This window comes from Mesorhizobium sp. LNJC394B00 (assembly GCF_000502555.1).
In the GTDB taxonomy this organism is placed as follows: Bacteria; Pseudomonadota; Alphaproteobacteria; order Rhizobiales; family Rhizobiaceae; genus Mesorhizobium.
Window position 1 is genome coordinate 240,645 of the sequence record NZ_AYWH01000007.1, and the last position, 23,846, is coordinate 264,490.

Consider the following 23,846-nt stretch of genomic DNA (forward strand, 5'->3'; position numbering starts at 1 on the left):
ATCATGGCCGAACAGCAAAAGACCGCAGCATCCGTCGCCGAGGCCGAGGCCGTCGATCTCGGTGAATTCAGCCAGCTGCTGGAGAAGGACTTCAAGGTCAAGAAGGACGACAGCGAGAAGCTGCAGCAGCTGGTGCGCAACTTGGCTCTGGCGGCGCAGTCGCGCTCCGAGACGACGACGATCTCGTCCAACTCGATCAAGTCGATCAAGTCGTTGATCGCCGGTATCGACAAGATGCTGACGACCCAGGTCAACGAAATCCTGCACGCGCCGGAAGTGCGGCAGATGGAAGGCACCTGGCGCGGCCTCTGGTACCTCATCAACAACACCGAGACGGATCAGAAGCTGAAGATCCGGGTGATGAACATTTCCAAGGAGCAGCTGGCCGATACGCTCGAAGACTATGAAGGCCAGATGTGGGACCAGAGCCCGATCTTCAAGAAAGTCTACACCGACGAGTATTCGATGCTCGGCGGCGAACCGATCGGCTGCGTCATCGGCGCCTACGAGTTCTCCAACCACCCGCGCGACGTCGGCCTGTTGCGCAACATCTCCGGCATCTGCGCCTCGGCGCACACGCCGTTCATCGCCGCCGCCTCGCCACGGCTGTTCCGCATGGACAGCTGGCAGGAACTGCCCAACCCGCAGGACCTGCAGCAGATCGTCTCCAACCCGGCCTACGCCTCGTGGCAATCGCTGCGCGAGAGCGAGGATGCGCGCTATATCGGGCTGACCATGCCGCGCGTGCTGGCGCGGCTGCCCTACGGCTCGGAGACAGTCCCGGTCAAGGGCTTCTCCTTCGAGGAGGAAGTGCAGGGCGATCACAACAAATATGTCTGGATGAACGCTGCCTTCCCGATGGGCGTCAACATCAACCGCAGCCACAAGCTCTATGGCTGGGGCACCCAGATCCGCGGCGTCGAAAATGGCGGCACTGTGCTTAACCTGCCGGTGCACTCCTTCCCGACCGATGACGGCTCGATCGCGATGAAATGCCCGACGGAAGTCGCCATCGACGACCGGCGCGAGGCGGAACTGGCCAAGCTCGGGCTGATGCCGATCCTGCACCGCAAGAACACCGATCTCGCGGCCTTTATCGGCGCCCATTCGCTGCAGGATGACGAGACGCGGGCCGGCCGCCTGGTCGACCCCGACGCCCAGTCCAACGAGCGGCTCTCCGCCAACCTGCCCTATCTGTTCCCGGTCTCGCGCTTCGCCCACTACCTCAAGGCGATTGCGCGCGACAAGGTCGGCTCGTTCAAGGAACGCACCGACATGCAGATCTGGTTGACCGAATGGATCAACCGGTACGTGCTGGCCAACCCGGCCTTCGCCGACGACAAGGCGCGCGCCAAGCGTCCGCTTGCCGCCGCCGAGGTGCAGGTCGACAGCGTGGAGGGCCGGCCGGGCTACTACAACGCCCGCTTCTATCTGCGCCCGCACTACCAGCTGGAGGGCATCAACGCCTCGCTCAGGCTGGTGTCGGAATTGCCGTCCGTGAAGACCTGATTGCAGCAACCAAACCTTTGTTTGAAAGCGGTGGAGAACGAAAATGCCCACAATGAAGATCGACGGTTTTCTGAAAGTTCCGGATATCAAGGGGCCCAGCACACGCGACGGCCATGACGACGAGATCGAAATCCATGGCGTCGATTACAAGATGGTCGCGCCCTACGACCCCAATTCCCTCTCGCGCCGAGGCCGCGTGTCAATGGGCATGATCAAGTTCACCAAGCACTATGACAAGGCCTCACCCTATCTGGCCAAGGCCCTGTTCGAAAACAAGGCGCTGGACGAGGTCAAATTCTCCGCGCGGCGGACCATCGACGGCGAGAGCAAGGACTATCTGGTCGTTACCCTGACCGACGCCTCGATCATGGAATACGACATGTCGCAGGCCGATGATGAAGCCGACCTGATCCAGGAGGAAGTCTCCTTCGCCTACAAGAAGATCAAGTTCGTCTATGACGACAATGACGAAGCCGAAATGGATGTCTATGTCGGCAAGTGAGGGGCGAGCAAAGCGCCCTGCCGCCGACAAGGTACAGGCGGGCGGTTCACGGGCCAAGCGCGAGGCGGTACAGCCTTCGCTGTGGGACCGCCTCGTCAACGATCTGCCGGGCCTGAGCTCGGAGATAGACGGGCTCAGGCAGGCTCTGCAGGAGGAGCTTGGCGCAGAGCGCCTGGACGAGCTGCTGGCAGACGGACCGAGGCGCATCGACGCCGATGACGCATTGAACCCCGATCAGAAGCGCCGGCTGCATCGGCTGGCGTTTCAGAACCGGCACCGTGGCGAGCTTGAAAGCCGAGGCATCGTGGTGTCGCCCGATGTGCTGCGCGAGGCCGTGCGGCGCGACATCGAGGCGCTGTTCAACACCGAGCGTTACGAGTCCGCGCCGCTGCTATCCGATCTCGAGGCCGAGCAGATGACCGACAGTCCGACATCGCTGGCCGACTTTCCGGAGGTGCGCCGCAGCGTTGTCAATTATGGCGTGCCGTCCTTCTCCGGCCGGTCGTCGCGCGACTTCGATCGCGATGTTCTGGCACGCGAGATCCGCGCCGTGCTCGCCACTTTCGAGCCGCGGCTGAAGGAGAGCGCGACCAAAGTCACGGTCAACCTCGGCGACAAGACCGGCCTGAAGATCGAGATCGACGCCGTGCTGATCATGACGCCGACGCCCGAGCGCATGCGCCTGCGCACGACAATCAATCTCGACAACGGACTGGCGCGCACCGAGTTCAGGGAAGCCTGAGAGATGGACCGGGTCTTCGTAGAATATTACGAGGAGGAACTGTCCCACATACGCGGGCTGGCGGCGGAGTTCGCCGACATGCATCCGGCGGTCGCCCGCAATTTGTCGCTGGATACGGTGCCGTGTCCCGACCCTTATGTCGAGCGGCTGCTCGACGGTGTCGCCTTCCTCGCCGCGCGCACGCGCCTGAAGGTGGATGCCGAGCGCTCGCGGTTTTCGCGCAGCATCCTCGACGTGCTTTATCCCGATCTCGTCACGCCGGTGCCGGCAACCGCCATGGTGGTGCTGAAGCCCGGCCAGCAGGTGCAGACAATGCTTGCCGGCCACATCGTCAAGCGCGGCACGCGGCTGGTCTCCAGCCTGCAGGCTGGCCTGTCGACACGCTGCACCTTCACCACCGCGCAGGACATGACGCTGTTTCCGATCGCGATCAGTTCGGTCGGCTATTTCCAGGACCGCAGCGCGCTTGCCGCCGCCGGCATCGGCCCGATCGCCGGCAAGGCCGGCGAAGCGGCACTTCGCATCACGCTGGCGCGGACCGGCAAAGGCAAGCTCGACGAACTGGCGCTCGACCGGCTCGACTTCTATTTCGCCAACCGCACCAAGGCGCCGCTGATCTTCGACGCCATCTTCGGAGTCTGCTCTGGTGTCGGCGCTCGACCGGAAGGCAAGACCAATCCATTGTCGCCGCTACCGCCGCCGGAGATGGTCGGCATTGCCGATGCCGAGGCGCTGATGCCGCGCACGCGGCCGACCTTCGAAGGCTACCGCCTGCTGCGCGAATATTTCATGATGCCCGAGCGCTTCCATTATGGGCGCGTCACCGGCTTGCTGCCGGTCGTGCGCAAATGCCAGGCCGGGCTCGAAATCATCTTCCTGTTCCGGCGTCCGGTGCCCGAACTCGCCGATCTGACGCCGGCGGATTTCGATCTCTTCGCCACCCCGATCATCAATCTCTTCGAGCGCGAGTGCAACATCGTCGAGCTCGACCAGCGCAAGACGCGCCAGGTGCTGCATGCCGACCGCACGCGGGCGCGCGACTTTGAAATCTACCGGGTCATCCGCGTCGAGGACGCCGATGCCGAGGGGCCCGATGCCGAGATACCGGAGCTGTTCAGCCTCGGGCAAAACCGCGGCAGCGGCTGGGTCTATTCGACCGAGCGGCGGCCGCGCCGGCCAACCGAGGACGAGCGGCGCCAGGGGGTGACCCGCACCTCCTATGCCGGCGACGACGTCTTCCTGGCGATCTCGCGCCCGGTCCACAGCCAGGCCAACAGGCCGCTCAAGCGCGTCGATATCATGGCGCTTTGCACCAATCGCGACCTGGCCATCCTCGACGACACGCCGACCCTGACGCTGGAAGCCGGCGACCCTGTGGAGACGGTCCGGCTGCTCGGCGCATTGCGTTCGCCGCAGCCGGCGATCCCGGCAGCGCTGCCGACCGGCGCCGACGGCGAGTCGCGCGCCGACGACCTGGCCTGGCGACTGGTGTCACAGCTGGCGCTCAACTTCCTCAGCATGGCCAAGGAAGGCCGCGGCGTCGATCCGCTGCACGCGCTGCTCGATCTCTATGCCGAGCGCGGCGACCCCGGGCTCGCCCGCAATGTGCGCTCGATCGTGCGCATCGACTCGCGCGCGGTGATCGAAAGGCTGGCGATCGAAGGGCCGATGTGCTTCGGCCGCGGCACGGAAGTGACGCTGCATGTCGACCAGTCGGTGCTGGCGGGACAGAGCACTCTGCTGCTGTCGGGCCTGCTGTCGCGGCTGTTTGCCCGTCATGCCGGAATAAACGGGTTCGTGCGCACGCGCACGCGCTTGCTCCAGAAACAGGAGGATGTGCCATGGCCGATGACGCCCGGCAATCGCTACCTGATCTAGAGCGAGCCGCAACCCTGTCCGAGAGTTTCGACTTTTTCGAACTGCTGCGCCGGCTTGAGCGGCAAGGCGGCCTGTTCGGCCATTCCGGCCGGCCGGATCGCGAGCCGGCAAGGCTCGGCCAGAATGTGCGGCTGTCCTTCGCGGTGCAGGACGTGGTGGATTTCCGCGAGCCGACCGACAAGTCGCCGGCGCGGGTGACGGTCAACAATCTCGGCCTGCTCGGGCCTGAAGGGCCGATGCCGCTGCATCTGACGCGCTGGGTGCTCGATCGGCTTTCGCAGCGCTGGTATGCAGGCGCCGAGGCGCGGCAAACGAGCGACACGACCTTCGTCGATTTCGTCAACATCCTGCAGCACCGGATGATCGCGCTTTATTATCGCGCCTGGGCGGATGCGCATCCGGCCGTGCAGGTCGAACGCGGTGTCGGCGGCCGCGTCCGTTCCATGCTGGAAGCGATGGCCGGCATCGGGCTGCCGGGCACGCAGGATGCCGAACTCGATACAGTAAAACTTCGCCAGGCCGCCTCGCTCGCTGCCCAAGTCGACGGCCCCGAGCGACTGACGCTGTTCCTGGCCGAAGCCTTCAAAGTGCCGGTGGTGCTGAAGGAGTTCGTCGCGGCCTGGATGACCATCCCCAAGGCGCTGCAGACGCGGCTTGCCGGCAGCTATGCCACGCTCGGCCGCAGCGCCACCATCGGCCCGCGCAGCTTCAGCCGGCAGAGCCGCATCGAGCTGCGCATCGGCGCGCTCAGCTATATCGATTACAAGGCCTTCCTGCCGGGCGGTGAGCAGCTGAAGCTGTTGAAGCAGGCGGTGCGCGACCTGATCGGCGAGACCATCGATGTCGATCTCAGGATCGTGCTTGCGGCAAAGGCAGTGCCGCCGGCGAAGCTCGGCACCGTCCAGCTTGCCCGCACCACCTGGCTGGCGCGACCGGTCGAAAAGGGGGACGCCGACGACATGCGGTTGCGGACCATCGTCGGCTGGCGGGGAGAGGTGGCGGCATGAGCCTGCTTCTGACTCTCGAACAGGGACCACGCGCGCAAGTCACGCGGCAGGCGCGGCTGGACGAGGGCGAGCTGGTAATCGGCCGCAGCGCCGACGCCGACTGGCAGATCAACGATCCCGACATGTTCGTCTCGCGCGCCCACTGCAAGATCACCAGCAAGCAGGGCGGCTATTTCGTCACCGATACCTCCAGCAGTGGGTTGTTCATCGACGATGCCGCCAGCCCGCTCGGCGCGGGAAATACCGCGCGCCTGCAAAGCGGCATGCGACTGCGACTGGGCGACTATGTGGTGTGGGTCGATTTGCAGACGGCGAAGACCGAGGCGCCGGCCTCCAGGCCTTCAGCGCCTGCCAGTAAGCCGGCGGCGTCGCGGGCGCCGGTCAGCCTCGGCGGCGACGATTTCTTTTCGTCCACCACGGAAGAAGAGCCGGGACGGCCACGCCCTGCCAACCTGCCCGATCCATTCGAAAAGCCGGTGCCCGGCGCATTCGCGCGTGCGCGGTCCGATGAACGCAGCTCGCAGGCGTTCGACGATCCGTTCAGCCTCGACCCTGTGGCAACGCCGGTGGCCGAGACCGCCCCCGACAAGGGTGTTGGCAAGCCGCTGTTCGACGATCCCTTCGGCCTCGATTCCGCACCGCTGTCGAGAGAGCCGAGCAGATCCAGTTCCGAGCAGCCGCCGGCCTACGATGACGGGTTTGGTTTTGGCCCGGCCGAGTCCACCAGTCTCGACGCAGGCGCGACGGATGGCGGCGCAGTGGATGCGCCCTCGCCTGCCCCGGCGCCCTGGGATCTGCCGGTCCGCGCGGCCGAGGCATCGCCACAGCGGCCACCGCCAACCCCGCCTCCACCGCCACCACGTGCTCCTGTCCGGCAAGCTGCTGCGCGGCCGTCGACCGGACAGGCGGACGCGGAATTGCGCGCCGCTTTCCTGCGCGGCATGGGCATGGGCGAGTCCGATTTTCCCGGCAGCGATCCGGTGGCCGACATGGAGAAGTTCGGCCGCGAATACCGGCTGATGATGGAAGGGTTGATGCAACTTTTGCGCAAGCGCGCCGAAGAGAAGGGCAACGCCCGCGTCGCCCAGACCGTGGTTGGCGCGTCCGAGGTCAACCCGCTCAAATTCCTGCCTTCGGTCGACGATGCTCTGGTGACCATGCTGGCCGAGCGCAGCCCCGGTTTCCTCGGCGCCGAAGCGGCGATCAAGGACGCGGTGCGCGATCTGGCGCAGCACCACGTTCGTGCCTGGCGCGGCGTGCAAGGCGCGCTCAAGCGCATGATCGACCGCTTCGATCCGGCCGCGATCGAGCAGGAACTGAAGTCGAGTTCGGCGATCGGCAATCTGCTGACCGGCGGGCGCGGCGCCAAGCTCTGGGAATTGTACCAGAAACGCCACCGTGAAATCGCTCACAGCGCCGAGACGCGCTTTCTGGGCGAAATCGGCGCTGATTTTAGGGACGCATATGAGGAGGACTGAGACATGATCGACAGACGCGAATTCATTCTGGCCATCGGGGCTACGGGACTGCTGACGGCTTGCCAGAGCGGCCCGCCTAAACCCTCCGTCATAACGGTCAATTTGGCCGGTGGGGCCGGCATGAACCCGGGACCGGGCGGCGGCGACAGGCCGGTAACGGTAATGGTCTTACGGCTGAAGAGCACCGGCGCCTTCAATTCGGCCGACTATTTCGCCCTGCAGGGCGGTGCCGGCTCCGCACTTGGCGGCGATCTCATCGGCTCCGACACGATTTCCGTCGGACCCGGCAAGACCGCATCGAAGACCATCACGGTCGAGCCGGAAGTGGCAGCACTCGGCTTCGTCGCGCTGATCAGGGAACCCGGCGGGCGCAACTGGCGTACGACCAAATCGGTTTCGCCGGGATCGAAGTTCACCGTCAATGTGAAGCTCGGCAGCGGCGGCATTTCCGCCTAAAGCGCGTCGCGTTTGAACGCGATCCAGGCGACGCGCTTTAGGTCTTTGTTTTTATGCATGTCGTTCTCTCAAAACCGTGACCACTTTTGAGCGACATGCATTGGGCGGCGAAATCCGCAAAGCCGCGCGAGGCGATGAGCAGGAAGCAGAGAGTGTCGGCATGAGCGATGCAAACAGGGTGCTGTGGTCGGAGGGACTGTTCCTCCGCACCCAGCATTTCCAGCAACAGGACCGCTTCTTCGAAGCGACGGTGCGCGGCGCCTTGCAGGCCGGGCATCTGCATACGTTCGGCTTTCGAACGCTGATGCTCGATCAGGCACAGCTCGATGCCGGCCAGATCTCGGTGCTTTCGGCGCGCGGCATCTTTCCCGACGGGACGCCGTTCGCGATCCCTGAGACGATGGATGCGCCGCGGCCGCTGGCGGTGACGCCGGAGATGGGCGCGGGGCCAGTGCTGATCGCACTGCCGCTCGAACCGCCCGGCGGCGTCGGCTTCGACCCGGCTCACGCCGAGCCGTCCGGCGCACGCTATCGCGGCCGGATCGTCTCGGTGCGCGACGCCGTGCATGGCGGCTCCGATCCTGAGGAAATCGAGATCGCACGGCCGCAGGCGCTGTTGCTGGCGCCGGGCACGGCCGTCGGCGGCTACACCGCGCTGCCGGTGGCCGAACTCAAGGGCGTGCGCGCCGATGGCGGCGTTGCCCTGGACGACACCTTCCTGCCGCCGACCTTGGTCATCGGCGCGGCGTCCTGGTACAGCCGCCTGCTGCAGGAAGTGGTCACCGGCCTTGACCAGATCGCCGAGGCGCATGGCAAGATGGTGCTGGGCGGCCCCGGGCGCAGCGTCGAGGATCTTCTGATCCTCAATTTGGTCAACGCCGCGCGGCCGCGGCTGGCGCACATGCTGGCGCAGGATGTCTTCCATCCGGCTGAGGTCTACATGGAACTTGCCGGCCTTGCCGGCTCGATGGCGACCTACGGTTCGAGCGCAAGGCGGCTCGGCGAACTGCCTGTCTACGACCACATGGCGCCCGGACCCGCCTATTCGGCGCTGGCCGATGCGCTGCGCTCGCTGATCCTCAGCCTGCGCTACATCGAGCCGAAATCGCGCGCCCTGCCGGTCATGCGCCATGCAACCAATGTGTGGAAGATCCGCATCGACAACCCGAAACTTCTGGTGGCGAGCCGCATCGTGGTGCGGATCGGCTCCGAACTGTCGGAGGATGCCTTGCGCAAGATTTTCGTCAACCAGGCGACGGTCGGCTCGGCCAGCGAATTCGAAGGGCTGTGGAAATCACGCCTGCCCGGCATTCCGNCATTCCGCTGAAGCCCCTTCATTCGCAGCCGCGCGAAATTCCCTATGACGGCGACCGGCTGTGTCTCGAACTGGACCAGAAAAGCGAGCACTGGGCCTCGCTGCTCGAAGCGCCGGGTTTCGTGATCGGCGTTTCGGGCGTGCTGCCCAGCGAACCGCAGGTCGACTGCTACTCGGTCAACAGGTGAGATGATGAGCAGGGACGATCCATTCGGACTGTCCGAGGATCGGGAGCGGACGCGCATTCGGCTGAGCGGAGCGCCAACGCCGCGCGCCATGCCGCTGCCGGCGTCAGGGGTGACCGCGAAACGCTCCGCGCGCGCGCATCCGAACGTGCTCGTCAACGCGTTCTCGCCGCTGCTGGAATTTGCACCCGAACTCGAAAACGCGCAGCCGCCGGAGAACCCGGAAGCCCTGCGCACCAGGCTGCTCGACGAACTTGTGCGCTGCCGCGACACCACCATGGCGCAGGGCTCCTCGCTCGAGCGCGCCGACCAGGCCGCGTGGCTGGTGGCTGCGTTGCTCGATGATCTGGCGCTGAATACGCCGTGGGGCGGAGCCAGCGCGTGGCCACGCCAGCCGCTGGTGGTGATGCTGCGCGGCGACGTCGATGCCGGCGCGCAGTTCTTCGCCCGGCTCGAAGAGCTTGAACGCCATCCCAATCGCGACCGCGAAATGCTGGAGTTGCAATATCATTGCATGGCGCTCGGCTTCCGCGGCAAATATCGAGTGCCGGGCCGCTCCGGCGACCGTTCGCTCAATGCGGTGCGGGTGGCTGCAGCGCGTTTCCTGCGCGACAGCGACGCCGAAGGCGCACCGCTGTCGCCCAACTGGAAGGGCGTGATCGCCTCCGACGAACCGCAGCGCTTCATCGTGCCGATCTGGGTGATGGTTGCGGCGGCGGCGGTGATCGCCACCGCCATCCATATCGGCCTGTCGATGAGCCTGAGCAGCCAGGCGGTCGAGCTTTCGGCGCTGGTTCGCGCCTTGCCGCCGCCGACGCGTACGGATGTCACCCGCGCTTCGCCGAAGGTCGACGCGCCGCCGCCGGTGGCGGTGGATTTCGCGCTGCTGCCGGAATTCCAGGCCGCGGCGCCGGACGAGCTCAAGAGAGCGCTGAGCGGCACGGAGAGCGTGTCGCTGGCGCGGCTGGTCATCCAGGCCTCCAATCCCGAACTCTTCCAGTCGTCGCGCGCGCAGCTGACAGACGGCTTCGATCCGCTCATCGCCTCGGTCGCCAAGGTGATCCTCGAGAACCAGGAGCTGATCGGCGATATTACCGTGGTCGGCCACACCGACGGCGTTCCCTTGCAAAAGACCAACCCACTGTCCACCAACCAGCGGCTGTCGGAAGCCCGCGCCGCGGAAATTGCCGATATCCTGATTCAGAACGGCGTGCCGAAGGAGCGCGTGCGCTCCGAAGGCCGGGCCGCCACCGATCCGGTGGCCGACGACGGCACACGCGAAGGCCGGGCCTTGAACCGCCGCGTCGAAGTGCTGGTCGAAAAGAGGCTGTGACATGTTCATCCTGCGCTTCCTCTGGGCGGTCCTGACTTCGCGTTTCCTGTGGACGCTGATCGGCCTGGCCCTGCTGTCGCTGATCATCTGGGTATTCGGCCCGATCGTACGGGTCGGCGACTATGTGCCGATGGCGTCGGAGACGGTGCGCATCGTCATCATCGCGCTTCTGGTGATCTTCTGGCTGATCTGGCTGATCGTCGCCCAGCGCCGGGCGATCCGCGCCAACCGCATGTTCGTCGCCGAGATTTCCGCACCTGTCGAGGAAAAGCGGCTCAGCCCCGGCGAGGAAAATGTCGCTGCCGTCGGCGCCAAATTCCAGGACGTCATGGTCGAGCTGAAGCGCCGCAAGCTCGGGGGCCGCAAGTTCCTGCGCGAGATGCCGTGGTATGTGATCGTCGGCCCGCCGGCGACCGGCAAGACGACGGCTCTGCGCCAGTCCGGCCTCAACTTTCCGATCGACCTCACCGACGATCTGCAGGGCATCGGCGGCACGCGCAATTGCGACTGGTTCTTCTCCGAAAACGCGGTGATGATCGACACCGCCGGCCGCTATGTCCAGCAGGAGAGCCAGCCCGATGTCGACGCCGCCGAATGGCTGGGCTTCCTCGACCTGTTGAAGAAGCACCGCGGCCGCCGTGCGCTGAACGGCGTCATCGTCGCGCTTGGGATCGATGCGCTTTCGGAAGGCGACGAAGCCGTCAAGGCGCATGGCCGCAAGATCCGCAGGCGATTGGCCGAGCTTGAGGAGCGGCTGGAAATCCGCCTGCCGGTCTATCTGATGCTGACCAAGGCCGATCTCATCAGAGGCTTCGAGGCCTTCTTCGGCGGGCTATCTACACAGGCGCGCGAACAGGTTTGGGGGACGACCTTCCCGCTCGACGCGCGCGTCGACGCCAAGACCATCGCGGGCGAAATCTCGACGCTGTCGAGGGAGCTCGAAAAGCGGCTGGTGCCGCGGCTGGAAGACGAGGACAAGCTCACTGAGCGGGCCGAGATCTTCCGCTTCCCGGCGCAGCTGCAAAGCCTGTCCGAGCCGATCCAGGTGCTGGTCGAGGCGATGTTCGGCGAAAGCCGCTACGAGGAAGCGGCCTGGCTGCGCGGCCTCTATCTGACCTCGGCGACCCAGGAAGGCGCGCCGATCGACCGGCTGACCGCTGCGCTCGCCTCTTCCTTCGGCCTGCCGGCGCGACGCTCGATGCCGGCGCAGCGTTTTGAAAAGCGCAGCTTCTTCCTGAAGAACCTTTTGACCGAGGTGATCTTCAAGGAGGCCGGGCTCGGCACTTTCGATCCGCTGGCACAGCGCCGGCGCACATGGATCTGGCGCGGTGCCGCCGCCGCATGCGCGGCCGCCGCCATCCTGGCCGGCTCGCTGTTTACCTGGTCCTACTATGACAACCGCAATGCGATTGCCGCGCAGGCCGGCCAGTTCGAGGCGCTGCAGGCGCCGCTGACCTCGGCCGCCGCGACGCCCGCCTCGGTGCAGCAGCCGGCGATGGACGTCGCCCTCAATGCCATGGACGAGGTCGCCAATGCCAGGACCGCGCCTCCCGACAAGGCGCAAGATCTGCTCGGGCCATCGGCCTCCGCCGAGATGATGCGGGCGCAGACCGACACCTATGATCATGCCCTGCGCAACGTGCTGGAGCCGCGCATGGTGGCGCTGCTCGAAGCGACAATGTGGCGGCAGATCCGCGATCCGGATTTCATGCTGGGCGCGCTGAAGACCTACCGCATGATGACCGGCCTGTCGCAGATGGATTCGGATTTCGTTGAGAATTGGTGGGTGAACGACCTGCCCGAATTCGCGCCGGCCGCACCCTTCCCGACCGCCGATGCGGAAGAACACCAGCTGGCCGCGATCCGCCGCATGGCGGTCGACGACAGCTACATCGCGCCCGACCAGGCGCTGGTCGCGGAAGCGCTGAAGACGGTCTGCACGATCTCGCTGCCAGCGCGCGCCTACAAGCAATTGCTGGCAGATCCGGCGGTGGCCGGATTGAAGGAATGGATCCCCGCCAATTTCGCCGGCCCGAACGGCGCCAAGGTATTTTCGCGACGCTCCGACAAGACGCTGCGCGTCGGCATATCAGGCGCCTTCACCTATGACGGTTTCCACGACGCGATCCTCGACCGGGTCGAGGACGTCGCCGCCCAGGCCGCACTCGACCGCGCGGTGTTTGCCGGCGGCTGCTCGGAGAATTCCGAGACTTCGGTGTCGGCGCTGTCGGAGGACATCTTGAAGCTCTACTACGACGACTACATCGCGCAGTGGGACAGTTTCCTGCGCGACATGCGGCTGGCGCCGCTGAGCGACCTCAACATTGCCAGCGAGAATCTGAAGGATCTTTCCAGCGCCGATTCCGCGCTGAAGCGGCTATTGACGGCGGTGGTCCAGGAGGTCGACCTCACCCGCTCCGACGACGCGCCTGCGACAGACGACAAGGCGGCGGCGAAAGGCGGCTCGAAACTGCTGGGCAAACTCGGCAAGCTGGGCAAGATCGTCAAGACCGGCGCCAAGCTGCTGCCGCGCGCCGGCTCGGCCAGCGAGGTCGACCTGACCGGCACGCTGGTGGCCGAACACTTCAAGCCGCTCAAGAGCACGATTGCCGAGGTCGACGGCCAGCCGCCGGCGCTTGACGCCGCGGTGGTGGCGCTGACGGCGCTGTCCAATGTGCTGCAGACGGTCACCGCCAATCCCGATCCGCAGGATGCGATCAAGAAGCAGGGCGGCCTCGCAGAGCTGACCGGCGCCGTCGCCCGGCAGGCGCAGATCCTGCCCGACCCCGTCAACACCTGGCTGAGCGGCATTGCCGGCGACACCAGCGGGCTGACGCAGAAGGCCGTAGCCTCCGAGCTCAACGCCATCTGGCGCGCCGACATCCTGCCCTTCTGCCAGGCCGCGCTCAACGACCGCTATCCGTTCAGCCCCGACAGCGCGGTCGACGTCAACGTGCGCGACTTCGCCCGCCTGTTCGGACCGGCAGGCATGATCGACAGCTTCATCAACGACCATCTGATCAGCTATGTCGACACCTCGGCGCAGCCGTGGAAATGGCGCGCCGATTTCGGCCTTGACCCGTCCGCACTTGCCGCTTTCGAGCAGGCGCGGCGCATTCGCGACGATCTCTTTCCCGGCGGCCAGGGCCCGGTGATGGCGTTCACACTCGAGCCGACGGACCTGTCGCCCAACATCACCCGCGTCACCCTCAACCTCGATGGCCAGAATCTGGTCTACTTCAACAATGCGACGCGGCCGCAGCCGATGACATGGCCCGGCAAGGACGGCACCGGCGTCATCTCGCTCGCCTTCCAGCCGATCGACGGCTCTCCCGAAATCATGCTCAACGAGACCGGCAGCTGGGCGTGGCTTAGGATGCTGCGCGGCGGCCGCTTCACCGGCACCTCGTTGTCCGACGTCTACAGCCTGCGGCTGGGGACGAAAGGCATGTACGCCGATTTCAAGCTCAAGGCGGCGAGCGTCGAAAATCCCTACAACCTCCAGATGTTCAAGAAATTCTCATGTCCGCCGCAGATCTGATCCTGCCTGGGTTTTACGGCAAAATGCCTGCCACAGGCGACTTCGTCAGCCGGCGGCTGACGGGAGAGTTCGTGCGGCTTTGGGACCGCTGGCTGGCGCAGCATCTGGTGCCGCTGTTTGGCCAGAACATCTGGTCGCCGGCCACGGCGCTGCGGTTTCTGGCAGGCGCGAATTCCTTCGGCGCGTCGGCAGGCATCATCCTGCAAAGCGCCGACAAGGTCGGCCGGAAATTCCCCCTGAGCGTCGTTGCCCAGCTGCCTCAAGCGCCTGTCATGCTGACGCATGCCGAGGCATGGTTTGCCGGAATCGAGGAGGCCGCCACCGCCGCCCAGCGGGGCGAGCTGACGCCCGACGAACTGGATGCAGCGCTCGGCGGACTGCCTGTTCCGTCGGTCGAGTCGGGCGAGGAACTGATCGCCGACATGGTGATGTGGACGGCGCACTCCGACATTTTCGACATTAACCAGCAATCGCCGCAAGCGACGCTGGAGACAATCCTCGCCGGCAGTTGGGAGACGAGTTGATGGGAGCGCAACTCTGATGTTCGTCAGCCAGAACACCACGCCCTTTCTCGCGGAGACTTTCCCCTACGCGGACAAGCATGCCGTGAAGTGGTGCGTGGCGGTCGTTCGCGCGACATTTGACGTCGACGAAGATGGCAACTGCACGCCGGCAAAGGAACAACTGCCATTCGTCTTCGCCGACACGCATTACGGCGATCCCGAGACCACATCGATCCGCGCCGAGACTGACTTCGTGCCGGTGAAGCCACATTGCGAGGTGGTGCTCGATGCGATGGCGGTTGCGCCCGGCGGACGTCCGGCGGAAACCGTTGAAGTCGGCCTGTTCGGGCCAAACCTGCAGAAGCGGGCGATCATAACCGGGCAGCGCCGATGGTTTCGAGGTGGACTCGGCATCCAGTCGTCAAGTCCGATGCCGTTTATGTCGATGCCGCTGGCCTGGCATCTGACGTTCGGCGGCTGGGACCGAACCGATCCGGATCCGGCCAAGCACCGCAGCGACGCAATCAATCCGATCGGCAGCGGTTTCCTGGTCGGCCAGGGCAACATTGACGGAACGCTGCTGCCTTCGGTCGAGGACCCGCAATCGCGGCTACGGATATGGAACGATCGCGCCAAACCGATCGGCTTCGGCCCGGTGCCGCGTTTCGCCAAGGAGCGCGCGCGGTACGCCGGGACGTACGATAAGCACTGGATGGAGAACGTCCTGCCATTCCTGCCGCAGGATTTCGACGATCGGTATTTTCAGGCCGCGCCCCAGGATCAATGGGTCGACAGGTTGTCGGAAGGGATGATCTTCGGCTGCGTAGGCATGAACCAAAGCGGCAAGTTCAAGGTGAAATTGCCGGCGATGTCGATTCCGGTGCGGTTTAGGTTCAACGACAGGACCGAGCACAAGCTGGCGCTACCAGACACCCTGACCATCCTCCCGCACGAGGGGAGGATCGTCCTGGTCGGACGGGCAAGCGCCAAGCTGCCTCGGAAGTTTGTGAAACTGCAGCAGGTGCAGGTAGGCAGAGAGCCTGCGCCGATCAATCCCAAACCACATTACGCCGGGTTGAAGGAGGCTGTGGCGGCGCTGGCCGGAATGCGCAGGAGAAGATGATCGCAACCTCCTGCATCAGCCTCGTCTGCCCTGTCGGCTACACGCCGGCGAGTGCTGCTGCCGCTATGCGGGCGGGCATCGCTGTATTCGAGGAATTGCCGTACAGGGACAACAGCGGTCAGCCGCTTCGCGGGGCCAGGGTCGAGGCTGTTCCGCCTGAGACGCGTGGCCGGAGCCGTATTGCGGCGCTGGCCCGACTTGCCGTCGACCATATCGATGAGAAGGCTGCCGCCCTGCTCCCTTGGGGCGAGATGCCGTTTCTCCTGTGCACGCGCGACGCCGATATGCCCGGCGCGCGCATCAATGGCATTTTGGCCGGACTGACGGCGCCAAACGGGGCGCCGTTGGCCGGCAAGCGCTCCGTACACATCACCAACGGGCAAATCTCGGCTTTTGTCGCGGTGGAACAGGCGCGCAAGCTATTGAATGAGCGAAACGTGGAAGCCTGCCTCGTCATGGCGATAGACAGCCTGATCGACGCCCGCTCGCTCTGCTGGCTCGACAACCGTATGCGATTGAAGACGAGCGAAGTGACGGATGGCCTCATCCCTGGCGAGGCGGCCTGCATTCTGGTCGTCAGCAAACGTCCGATCGTCGATGGGTCTTTGTGGCTGCGAGGGCTGGGTCTCGCCATCGAAACGGCAACCGCCGGCAATGAGGATCCATTCCGAGCGGATGGCCTCAGCGCGGCACTGAAAGCCGCACTCGCCGAGGCGGGCGCGCAGATGCACGAAGTTGCGTTCCGACTGAGCGATGTGGCTGGCGAGTCCTACGCCTTCGAGGAGTTGGTTCTGGCGCAGGTACGCAACATGCGCCAGCCACGTCTTGAGGAGCAACCGGTCTGGCACCCCGCCAGTTGCATCGGCGATTGTGGAGCGGCGGCTGGCCTGATTCAGTTTGCCTGGGCGGAGCAAGCTTTCAAGCGCGGCTACGCGCCCGGCCAGCTTGCAGCGCTGCACGGTAGTTCAATGGCGTTTGGCGGCCGAGCTACCGCTGTGGTTACGGGAGGACGCTCATGACGAAGAACGTCTTTGCCGGAACGTGGGAGATCGCCGCCGAAAACGGCATGAACAAGTCGATCGCCCGGTTTCCTGATGTCTGCATGTCGCCACCGTCGCCGCCGGCGGGACCGATCCCGATCCCATATCCGGATACCTCGTTCTCCAACAATCTGAAGTCCGGTTCCTCGACGGTGAAGATCGGCGGCAACGGCGCCGCGCTGGCCCAGAAGTCGTACTACAAGGAGCCGGTTCTGGGCGACGAGGCTGCAACTCGCACATTCGGGGCGAACATCCTGACGCACCAGATAACAGGCAAGACGTACTTTCAGGCATGGTGCATGGACGTTCTCTTCGAAGGCAAGAATGTATGCCGACACCTGGACATCACCACAAGCAACCATGCCTGCCCGCCAAGTACCACGGTGCCGTTGCCGTCTGCAGAGATGATGGCAATGCCTGCACAGCAGGCGATCGACGAGGACAAATGCCCATGTTGCGGCGCACCGCTACATGCATATCAAAAGGGAGATGATGGGAAGCCGCTGAAGCCAATCTCGGAGAAGGACTATTACGAGAAGAAAATCAAAACGGTCGAAGACGCGACGAAGGCAAAGAAAAACAAGAGGAATGAAGCAAGAGTAAATTACAAACTCAACGAATTGAAGAACGCGCGTGCCGATACCGATAGGCTTGTCGCCCTGAAAGACGCCTCGCGTCAAAGGGTAGCCGCCGCAAAGGCGTCGGGCGCCAGCCCGTCCGAGGCCGCCAAGGCGGGATGCCCAAATGTTACAGAAAAGGACGGTCAGGGGTGCGGAACATACTTCGATACGCAGGATGTCAAGTACACAAGCCCTGTGATGGTTGGCGCGGCTGGCCAGATCCCACTCGACACGGTAAAAAAACTGTCCAACGCCGACTTCAGTTCAACCCAATACCACCGGGTGATGGGCAATACGGGTCCCACGCCGAAGGACACAGCGATCCAAAAATGGGAGGAAGCAAACCAGCCCCACAAGGTCGGAGCCGATGATAAGATGGACCACAAAACACCAAAGCAGGCTGGAGGGTGCAACAGTGCGTACAACACCGCCCCACGGTCTTGGTACGATTCCAATCCTGAGTGCGCCGAAATTGAAAAGCTTCAGAGCGACTTGGAGGCTATTCAATGAAGCGATTTGAAGCCCTCGCGCACTCACTCGTAATCGATCCGCCGCTGAGCGAAGCTGAGATAGCCGAGTTGCGGTTGTCGACCGATCCGTGGCGAGCCTTGGCCTACCTCGTGCATCGTGCATCTATTGGCGACTTCGCTGTTGTCAGCAGAATCGAAACCTTGATGCGCTCCTACGACAGCGCTCTTTTCTGGAGTGCAGCCACGACCTTTGCAGGTGTTGCAGGCCCGTGGAGGTCAGTGCGGGCAATCGCCGAAAACTTTCGCGCGGAGCGCCATCGCTACGGGGTGCAGTACTACATCTCCAACATGCTTATGTACTCCTGCAACCCAGAATACGCCGAGCTGTTGCTGGAACTCTACGAAGCGGGAGAGGATGATGACATTCGCGATCACATAGCCAGAAATCTGTCACTGCTGCTTGAAGCTGACATCGGTCCAGTTCTTTTCGGGGCGCCGGAGTCCGACAAATATCCGCTTGACGAAGATGCGGATAGTTCGGACGTAGCTGACTACGCTGGCTTGGGATACGTGGAGCTTTTCGCAAAGGTTCAGGACTTTGAAGGTTATCGAAGAACCGTCCTTCAGGCCCGTGAAATGATTCAAGCGGCAGGACTTCAGCCGGGCAGCGCTGTGTTCGAAGGTGAAAAACTTGATGCACTGCGCCTAGCCACAACATATGCGAAGCACACCGCGACTGATTCCATGATGGCTAGCAGGGTCTTCGAGGGTCTGCGGCTTCTGTCTGCTATGGTGGGCTTGGACTGCCGAGGTGTTGTCAGTGATTCCGGTAGTCTTAGACCGCTCGGCGCTTCTGCACTCGTCGAGGACCTTATCGATTCCCCCTTGATCAGTCGGATGGCGCCAGGCCAGAGATACTTCTTTGGCCACCCGATTCCAATCTGAATGGCGTAGCAGCGTCTCCCCGTCAACCTACGGCAACTGGCTGAGCCTCACGCACCATGCGCCCACATTATCTGGCAAGGCAAGCCTAACTACCTGATCCCCAAACCGCCTCGCTGACTCCGGCCCCAGTTCCGCTGGATCGACGGTGAAAAGTTTGGTTTCCTCGCGCGCTTCCGGATAAAGTTCCAGAAACGCCGCGCAAGCCGCCTCAGCAACATGCGGCTCTCGCATCCGCTCTATCAGCCAGGGCAGGACGGATCGATCGACGAGCATGCCGATGCCGCGCACGGCAACAGGCGCGGTGTCGGAAGACCTCATCAGCCCGCCCAGCCAGGCGCGTACTTCCTTTTCCGGTCCGGCCTTGACGGTGGCGCGCAAAGCGGGCAGCGCGTCGGGACTGCCGGCGGTTGCCGCCTTGCGCAACTCGGTGCGCGCAAGATCGCCGAAGCCGAGTTCCGACAACGCCCATCCTGCCCAAAGCCGCACGGTATCGTCTGTCGCCTCCATCGCAGCCTCCATCTCCTGCGCAAGGTCGGTCCGTTTCAGCCTTCCAGCCAGTCGCAGGCTGAGTGCACGTGTGTCCGCATCGGGATCGCGGACCAGCCGTCTAAGCAACTGTTTCGGATCGACATCATGTGCGGCGCAAGCCGCAACGCCGAGGTAGCGCAGAAGCGCATCATGTGCACCTAGCCAGTCCCGTACGAGTTTCCCGATCTTCTGTGGCTTGTGCCAGGAAAGTGCGCCGGCCAGCCCCCGGCGTTCCACAGCTTGCCGCGCCGCGTCGATCGTGCTCTCAACCCGCTTTGCATCCCCTTGCTCGATCGCCATCCAGCCGGCAACGAAGAACTCGCCCTTGTCCGGAAAGTCCTCAAGCTGTCGATCCACGAACGGCCATGCCGCGCTACCGGCGATACGGAGGCCGTCGAGGTTGATCTCAAGGCGCTGCCCTATCTCTGCGATCACCGCCTCGTCGGGTGGATCTTCCAGGGACCAGGTATCGCGCTGCGCCCACAGAAACGCCGCCTGCTCGACGTGCTGGCGCACAACCTCGGCCGCAATCCGGCGCGGCGGCGCGAAGAGCTGGGTAGCAACCGATGCCATGTACACGCCGTCAGTTCAGGTTGATCGAGCCACCGCGAATGCGCTGCGCACCGGTAGCATGGCTGGTGATGTGACCACCGCGGATGGTGATACGGCCGTCGCTGTCCATGATGATCGTCGCCTTGCCGCAGCGTAGCTCAAGCCGGCTGTCGGCGCTGATCCGCACATGCTGGCCTTCGCGCACAACATGCACAGGAGGCGCCGGGCGTATCGGCCCAACGATACGGCCGACGATCAACGGCTTGCGCGGATCGCCTTGTTGAAAAAGCAGTGCCACCTCGGACCCAATCATGTCGGAGGACAAATCGCACAAGCTGCGTGCCGGCAAGGCGGCTTCCTCCGGATTACCAGGAAACACCACAAGAGGTGCGCCCTCCTCGCCGAGGCCGAGGAAGACACCGATGACAACGCCCTCAATTCGTTCACTGACCTCAGCCATCGTCGCCTCTAATTCTCATGGATTTTCGAGCCCTTCATGGTGATGTCGCTCGATGCCTTGATGTTGATCTTGCCGGAAGCTTTGACGGAAATATCCTTGCCCTCGATCGCGATCGTGCCGTCCTTTTTCATCATGATCTTCGCCGACCCGGTCTGGATCAGAATCTCATCGCCTGCGTCTATCACAAGCTTCTTGCCTACCTTGATCGAGCTATTCTCGGTAATGCCGATGGCACTATCCTTCGCGACGCTCAGCGAATGAGCACCGCCAACGCTAGTGGAATCGTCTGCCGCAACGCTGGCACTACGCGAGGCGCCGACATCGGTCGACTGTGACGCCGCGATTGCGACGGTCTGTCCGGCTCCGATGCTGATACTCTGATCGGCGCCAACGGTCCAGGTGTCGCTCGCGCCAATGCTGTGAGACTGCGCCGTGCCCACCGTCACCGAGCGCGAGGCACCGATGGTATTGGTCTGCACTGCGCCAACAGTCCTGGTCTCAGAGGCGCCGACGCTGTCCACGCGCGCCGCGCCGACCGTGATCGTCTGGATCAGCGCCACGGTCTGCGTGTGACTGGCGCCGATGGTTTCGGTGGAGTTCGAGCCGATGTTGATCGTTTCGTCGACGCCCACCGTCAGCGAGCGGTTCTTGCCGACCGTCTCTGTATCATTCGAGCCAATATTCGTCGTCTGGTCGACGCCGACCTTGACCGTCTTGTTGTTGCCGACGTCCTCGTCGAGGTTGTGGCCGACGGAGTGCTTGGCGTCGTGGTCGATGCGATCGGACTGGTCGTGCTGCACCGTCTTGTTGCGGTCGTGCTTGATCAGAAGGTGGTGGTCCTTCTGCGCTTGGAAGTTGACCAGTTCGGAGCCGGCCTTGTCCTCGAACATCAGCTCGTTGTAGCCGCCACCGCCCTTCGACGAATTGGATTTCCAGCCGGATTGCGTGGCGCTGCCCGGCAGGCCGTAGGGCGGCATCTGGGAAGCGTTGTAGACCCTGCCGGTGATGATCGGCAGGTCCGGGTCGCCTTCGATGAAATCGACGATCACTTCCTGGCCGATGCGCGGGATCTGGATGAAGCCCCAGCCGCTGCCGGCCCAGGTCTGCGAAACGCGCACGAAGCAAGAGCTCTTCTGGTCCTTCTTGCCCAGGCGGTCCCAGTGGAACTGCACCTTCACCCTGGCGTACTTGTCGGTGAATATCTCCTCGCCGGACGGACCGACGACCGTCGCCGTCTGCGGCCCGCGCATGATCGGCCGCGCCGTGATCCTTGGCGGCCGATAAGGCACCGAGGTCGGCGCCACGCCGAGCACGATCTTGAAATTCTCGCCATCGGTGTCGACGCCGGCGCGATAGCCGGGATCGAAAAGCCGGTATTCGGCGCTGACCACCAGATATTCCTTGTTCTGGTCGTCGCGCGGAAAGCCGTCGAGCTTGAAGGTGCAGCCGGAGAACAGGCCGCGCACGGTGCCGACGGCGGCAATGCGCATATGCGGCGCCTGGATCTCCTCGCGCCTGATCGCTGCCAGGCTGTCGCCGCGGCCGACTTCGAGATGCGCGCCGGGATGGCGATAGTTCTCGCCGGCCGCCTGCTTGTGGCCGAAGGGCTGCGCCGACTTCGCCATCAGGTCGGCGGCGGGTTTTTCGAAGTCATAGTCGGTGTGGGCATAGGCGCCGGGGCGCACAGCGCTGCCTGGAATCCAGTCGGTGATGTACTCGACGTCGCGGCGCGAGCCCTGCCCTTCGAACTGATATAGCACCGTCTCATAGCCCGGCGCTGGCTTCAGCTTGCTCATGGCGTCGGCCAGGATCAGCGTGTGCTCGCCCTCGGCATGCTCGAAGAAGTACATTATGCCTTCGTGCTCGAGCAGCCGCTGCACGAAATCGAGGTCGCTCTCGTCATATTGCACGCAATATTCGCGCGGCGGATAGGAGCCTTGCAAGCGCTTTTCGAACTTGGCGATGCCGCCATATTTAGAGAAAATCTCCTCCACGATCTCGACGGCAGTCTTGTCCTGGAAAATGCGGCAGTCGGTGGTATTGCCGAGGAACCACAGCCACGGCCTGACGACCGCCTCGTAGTGAGCCAGCCGATCTTCGATGCGGGTAAGGCGAAACTCGGCGATAAGGCCGCTGAACCAGCGTTTGGGATCGGCCTCGCCTTCGATCGAAACGGCGCCGCCCAGCATCTTCAGCGGGTCGATATCGGCATTGGTCGAGACAAATCCAACGGTGTAGGCAAGGCAGCGGCTGATCTCGTCGCGGCCGACGAGATGCGTAAAGGTCAACAGCTCGGCGCCGACCGGCGTCTGCACAAGCGCGGCGCGTTGTTCACTCGGCATGGGTCGTGCCCCTCCTGAGCGCTAGTGTGGCAGGTTCGAAGCCCTTCTTGTGTTAACGACCTCACGTTCAGGGATATTTCGCAACTTGCCACCCAAGGCATGTTGAGCCTACCACATGTTCTATGGCAGACTAAAGAGGACAAGCGGCAGGCCGTTGCTGTTGCGCCGCTTTCGCCAGTGTGAAACGCCGCTCTCCCGCTGTGCCCGCAAGCTGCTAGACTGTGGCACATCGGATCAATGGAAACGGCAGCGGTGGACGGTCCATAGCGCATGTTCATCAGTCTGCAGATCAGCAATGTCGATGTCCTGCCTGCCGGGCTGCCGCCCGGCTACGCATCGCGCGATCGCGGCTTCGAGATCGGGCGGGAGAACTGCGCCTGGACCTTGCCAGATCCGGACAAATTCATCTCCGGCCGGCACTGCGAAATCCGCTACGAAGGCGGCGCCTTCTTTCTCTACGACGTCTCGCGCAACGGAACTTTCGTCAACGGCTCGAGCCAGCGCCTGACCGGCCCGCACCGGCTTGCGCAAGGCGACCGGCTCCGGATCGGCCGCTATATCGTCTCGGTGTCGATCGATGATGGGAACCCAGCCTTCGGTGGCGATGGCTCGACGCAACGGCAGATGCCCGTTGCCGGATCCTTTCCAGACCATGCCGCTTCGCCACGGCCACCGACCGCGCCGCCCGCTTCGGTCTCCAGCCGGCCGCAGCAAGCCGACGAGATCCTGCGCGCGATTGCCGCCGGCGCCGGCATTCCGCCAGAGGTGCTTCTGCTGCGCCAACCGCAGGAGGTAGCCGGCGAGATCGGCGCGGTGCTGCGCATCGTCGTCGACGAGCTGGTGTTGCTGTTGAAGGCGCGCGCCGCTGCAAAAGTCCTGGCCAAGACCAGCGACCGGACCATGATCAATTCCGCCGACAACAATCCGCTAAAGTTCGTGCCCGGGACAGACGAAATCCTCGACATCATGTTCGCGCGGCGCAGGGCCGGCTATCTCGATGCCAGGCACAGTATCGAAGACGCTTTCCACGACCTCAAAACACATGAATTCGCCACCTTCGGCGCCATGCAGGCAGCGCTGTCGCGGTTGCTTGACGATCTGTCGCCCGAGGCGATTGCGAAAAAACTGCCGCCATCCTCCTTTGCCTCGAAGAAAACGCGCGCCTGGGACGCGCTGGTCGCGACCTGGCGGGCCAAGGAGGAAGCGCACGAGAATGGCATGCTGGACATATTCCTCACCTATTTCAGTGAAGCCTATGCCAAGGCCGCCAAACAGAAGACCGGCAAGGGCTAAGCCCGCGCACCGCTGAAGACACCG

Annotated in this window: 18 protein-coding genes and 1 pseudogene; 16 read left to right on the forward strand and 3 right to left on the reverse strand. The window is 63.9% G+C overall.

Annotated elements, in window-relative coordinates:
* The first annotated feature begins 3 nt into the window (after nucleotides 1-3).
* The 15 genes and pseudogenes from tssC to X751_RS142365 all read left to right on the forward strand — a co-directional run bounded on the left by tssC (nucleotide 4) and on the right by X751_RS142365 (nucleotide 18,647).
* The gene (gene tssC / locus X751_RS142420) at nucleotides 4-1,509 is read left to right on the forward strand and encodes a type VI secretion system contractile sheath large subunit (RefSeq protein ID WP_023682611.1); all 1,506 of its coding nucleotides are present in this window, start codon (nucleotides 4-6) and stop codon (nucleotides 1,507-1,509) included.
* A gap of 52 nt (nucleotides 1,510-1,561) precedes the next feature.
* Nucleotides 1,562-2,011, forward strand: coding sequence for an Hcp family type VI secretion system effector (locus tag X751_RS142415; protein ID WP_023673716.1), 450 nt, complete (start codon nucleotides 1,562-1,564; stop codon nucleotides 2,009-2,011).
* A complete protein-coding gene (gene tssE, locus X751_RS142410) occupies nucleotides 1,998-2,753 on the forward strand; it encodes a type VI secretion system baseplate subunit TssE (RefSeq protein WP_023745570.1) in 756 nt (251 codons plus the stop codon). Before X751_RS142415 ends, tssE begins: the two co-directional genes overlap by 14 nt.
* A 3-nt stretch (nucleotides 2,754-2,756) precedes the next feature.
* Complete coding sequence (gene tssF, locus X751_RS142405; RefSeq protein WP_023745571.1) at nucleotides 2,757-4,631, forward strand: type VI secretion system baseplate subunit TssF; 1,875 nt, start codon at nucleotides 2,757-2,759, stop codon at nucleotides 4,629-4,631.
* On the forward strand, nucleotides 4,595-5,638 hold the full coding sequence (tssG, locus tag X751_RS142400) for a type VI secretion system baseplate subunit TssG (RefSeq protein WP_023745572.1): 1,044 nt from the start codon (nucleotides 4,595-4,597) through the stop codon (nucleotides 5,636-5,638). The genes tssF and tssG overlap by 37 nt, the downstream gene beginning before the upstream one ends.
* Nucleotides 5,635-7,116, forward strand: a complete 1,482-nt coding sequence (gene tagH, locus X751_RS142395; RefSeq protein WP_023729248.1) for a type VI secretion system-associated FHA domain protein TagH — start codon at nucleotides 5,635-5,637, stop codon at nucleotides 7,114-7,116. Before tssG ends, tagH (X751_RS142395) begins: the two co-directional genes overlap by 4 nt.
* A 3-nt stretch (nucleotides 7,117-7,119) precedes the next feature.
* Nucleotides 7,120-7,572, forward strand: a complete 453-nt coding sequence (tssJ, locus tag X751_RS142390) for a type VI secretion system lipoprotein TssJ (protein ID WP_023687030.1) — start codon at nucleotides 7,120-7,122, stop codon at nucleotides 7,570-7,572.
* A 160-nt stretch (nucleotides 7,573-7,732) separates the two neighbouring features.
* A pseudogene (gene tssK, locus X751_RS07530) lies at nucleotides 7,733-9,075 on the forward strand (type VI secretion system baseplate subunit TssK).
* A gap of 4 nt (nucleotides 9,076-9,079) precedes the next feature.
* Nucleotides 9,080-10,405, forward strand: coding sequence for a type IVB secretion system protein IcmH/DotU (gene icmH, locus X751_RS142385; protein ID WP_023815185.1), 1,326 nt, complete (start codon nucleotides 9,080-9,082; stop codon nucleotides 10,403-10,405).
* A 1-nt stretch (nucleotide 10,406) separates the two neighbouring features.
* Complete coding sequence (tssM, locus tag X751_RS142380) at nucleotides 10,407-13,946, forward strand: type VI secretion system membrane subunit TssM (RefSeq protein WP_023745576.1); 3,540 nt, start codon at nucleotides 10,407-10,409, stop codon at nucleotides 13,944-13,946.
* On the forward strand, nucleotides 13,928-14,470 hold the full coding sequence (tagF, locus tag X751_RS142375) for a type VI secretion system-associated protein TagF (RefSeq protein WP_023745577.1): 543 nt from the start codon (nucleotides 13,928-13,930) through the stop codon (nucleotides 14,468-14,470). Before tssM ends, tagF begins: the two co-directional genes overlap by 19 nt.
* 16 nt (nucleotides 14,471-14,486) lie before the next feature.
* Nucleotides 14,487-15,572, forward strand: a complete 1,086-nt coding sequence (locus X751_RS142370; protein ID WP_023745578.1) for a DUF2169 domain-containing protein — start codon at nucleotides 14,487-14,489, stop codon at nucleotides 15,570-15,572.
* Nucleotides 15,569-16,591, forward strand: coding sequence for a hypothetical protein (locus X751_RS1000000164825; protein WP_023745579.1), 1,023 nt, complete (start codon nucleotides 15,569-15,571; stop codon nucleotides 16,589-16,591). The genes X751_RS142370 and X751_RS1000000164825 overlap by 4 nt, the downstream gene beginning before the upstream one ends.
* Nucleotides 16,588-17,742: a PAAR-like domain-containing protein gene (locus tag X751_RS1000000164835; RefSeq protein ID WP_084558304.1), complete on the forward strand. Its 1,155-nt coding sequence runs from the start codon at nucleotides 16,588-16,590 to the stop codon at nucleotides 17,740-17,742. Before X751_RS1000000164825 ends, X751_RS1000000164835 begins: the two co-directional genes overlap by 4 nt.
* Entirely contained in the window at nucleotides 17,739-18,647 is a 909-nt protein-coding gene (locus tag X751_RS142365; RefSeq protein ID WP_023745582.1) for a hypothetical protein, read from the forward strand. The genes X751_RS1000000164835 and X751_RS142365 overlap by 4 nt, the downstream gene beginning before the upstream one ends.
* Before the next feature lie 27 nt (nucleotides 18,648-18,674).
* On the opposite strand, the gene X751_RS142360 is transcribed toward X751_RS142365, so the two are convergent.
* The 3 genes from X751_RS142360 to tssI are packed head-to-tail and all read right to left on the reverse strand — an operon-like array spanning nucleotide 18,675 to nucleotide 22,529.
* Nucleotides 18,675-19,748, reverse strand: coding sequence for a HEAT repeat domain-containing protein (locus tag X751_RS142360; RefSeq protein ID WP_084558310.1), 1,074 nt, complete (start codon nucleotides 19,746-19,748; stop codon nucleotides 18,675-18,677).
* A gap of 10 nt (nucleotides 19,749-19,758) precedes the next feature.
* Entirely contained in the window at nucleotides 19,759-20,187 is a 429-nt protein-coding gene (locus X751_RS142355) for a DUF6484 domain-containing protein (protein ID WP_023745584.1), read from the reverse strand.
* A gap of 8 nt (nucleotides 20,188-20,195) precedes the next feature.
* Entirely contained in the window at nucleotides 20,196-22,529 is a 2,334-nt protein-coding gene (gene tssI / locus X751_RS142350; protein ID WP_023745585.1) for a type VI secretion system tip protein TssI/VgrG, read from the reverse strand.
* Nucleotides 22,530-22,799: 270 nt separating this feature from the next.
* On the opposite strand from tssI, the gene tagH (X751_RS142345) reads away from it, so the two are divergent.
* Complete coding sequence (gene tagH / locus X751_RS142345; protein WP_023745586.1) at nucleotides 22,800-23,822, forward strand: type VI secretion system-associated FHA domain protein TagH; 1,023 nt, start codon at nucleotides 22,800-22,802, stop codon at nucleotides 23,820-23,822.
* Nucleotides 23,823-23,846: the final 24 nt, after the last annotated feature.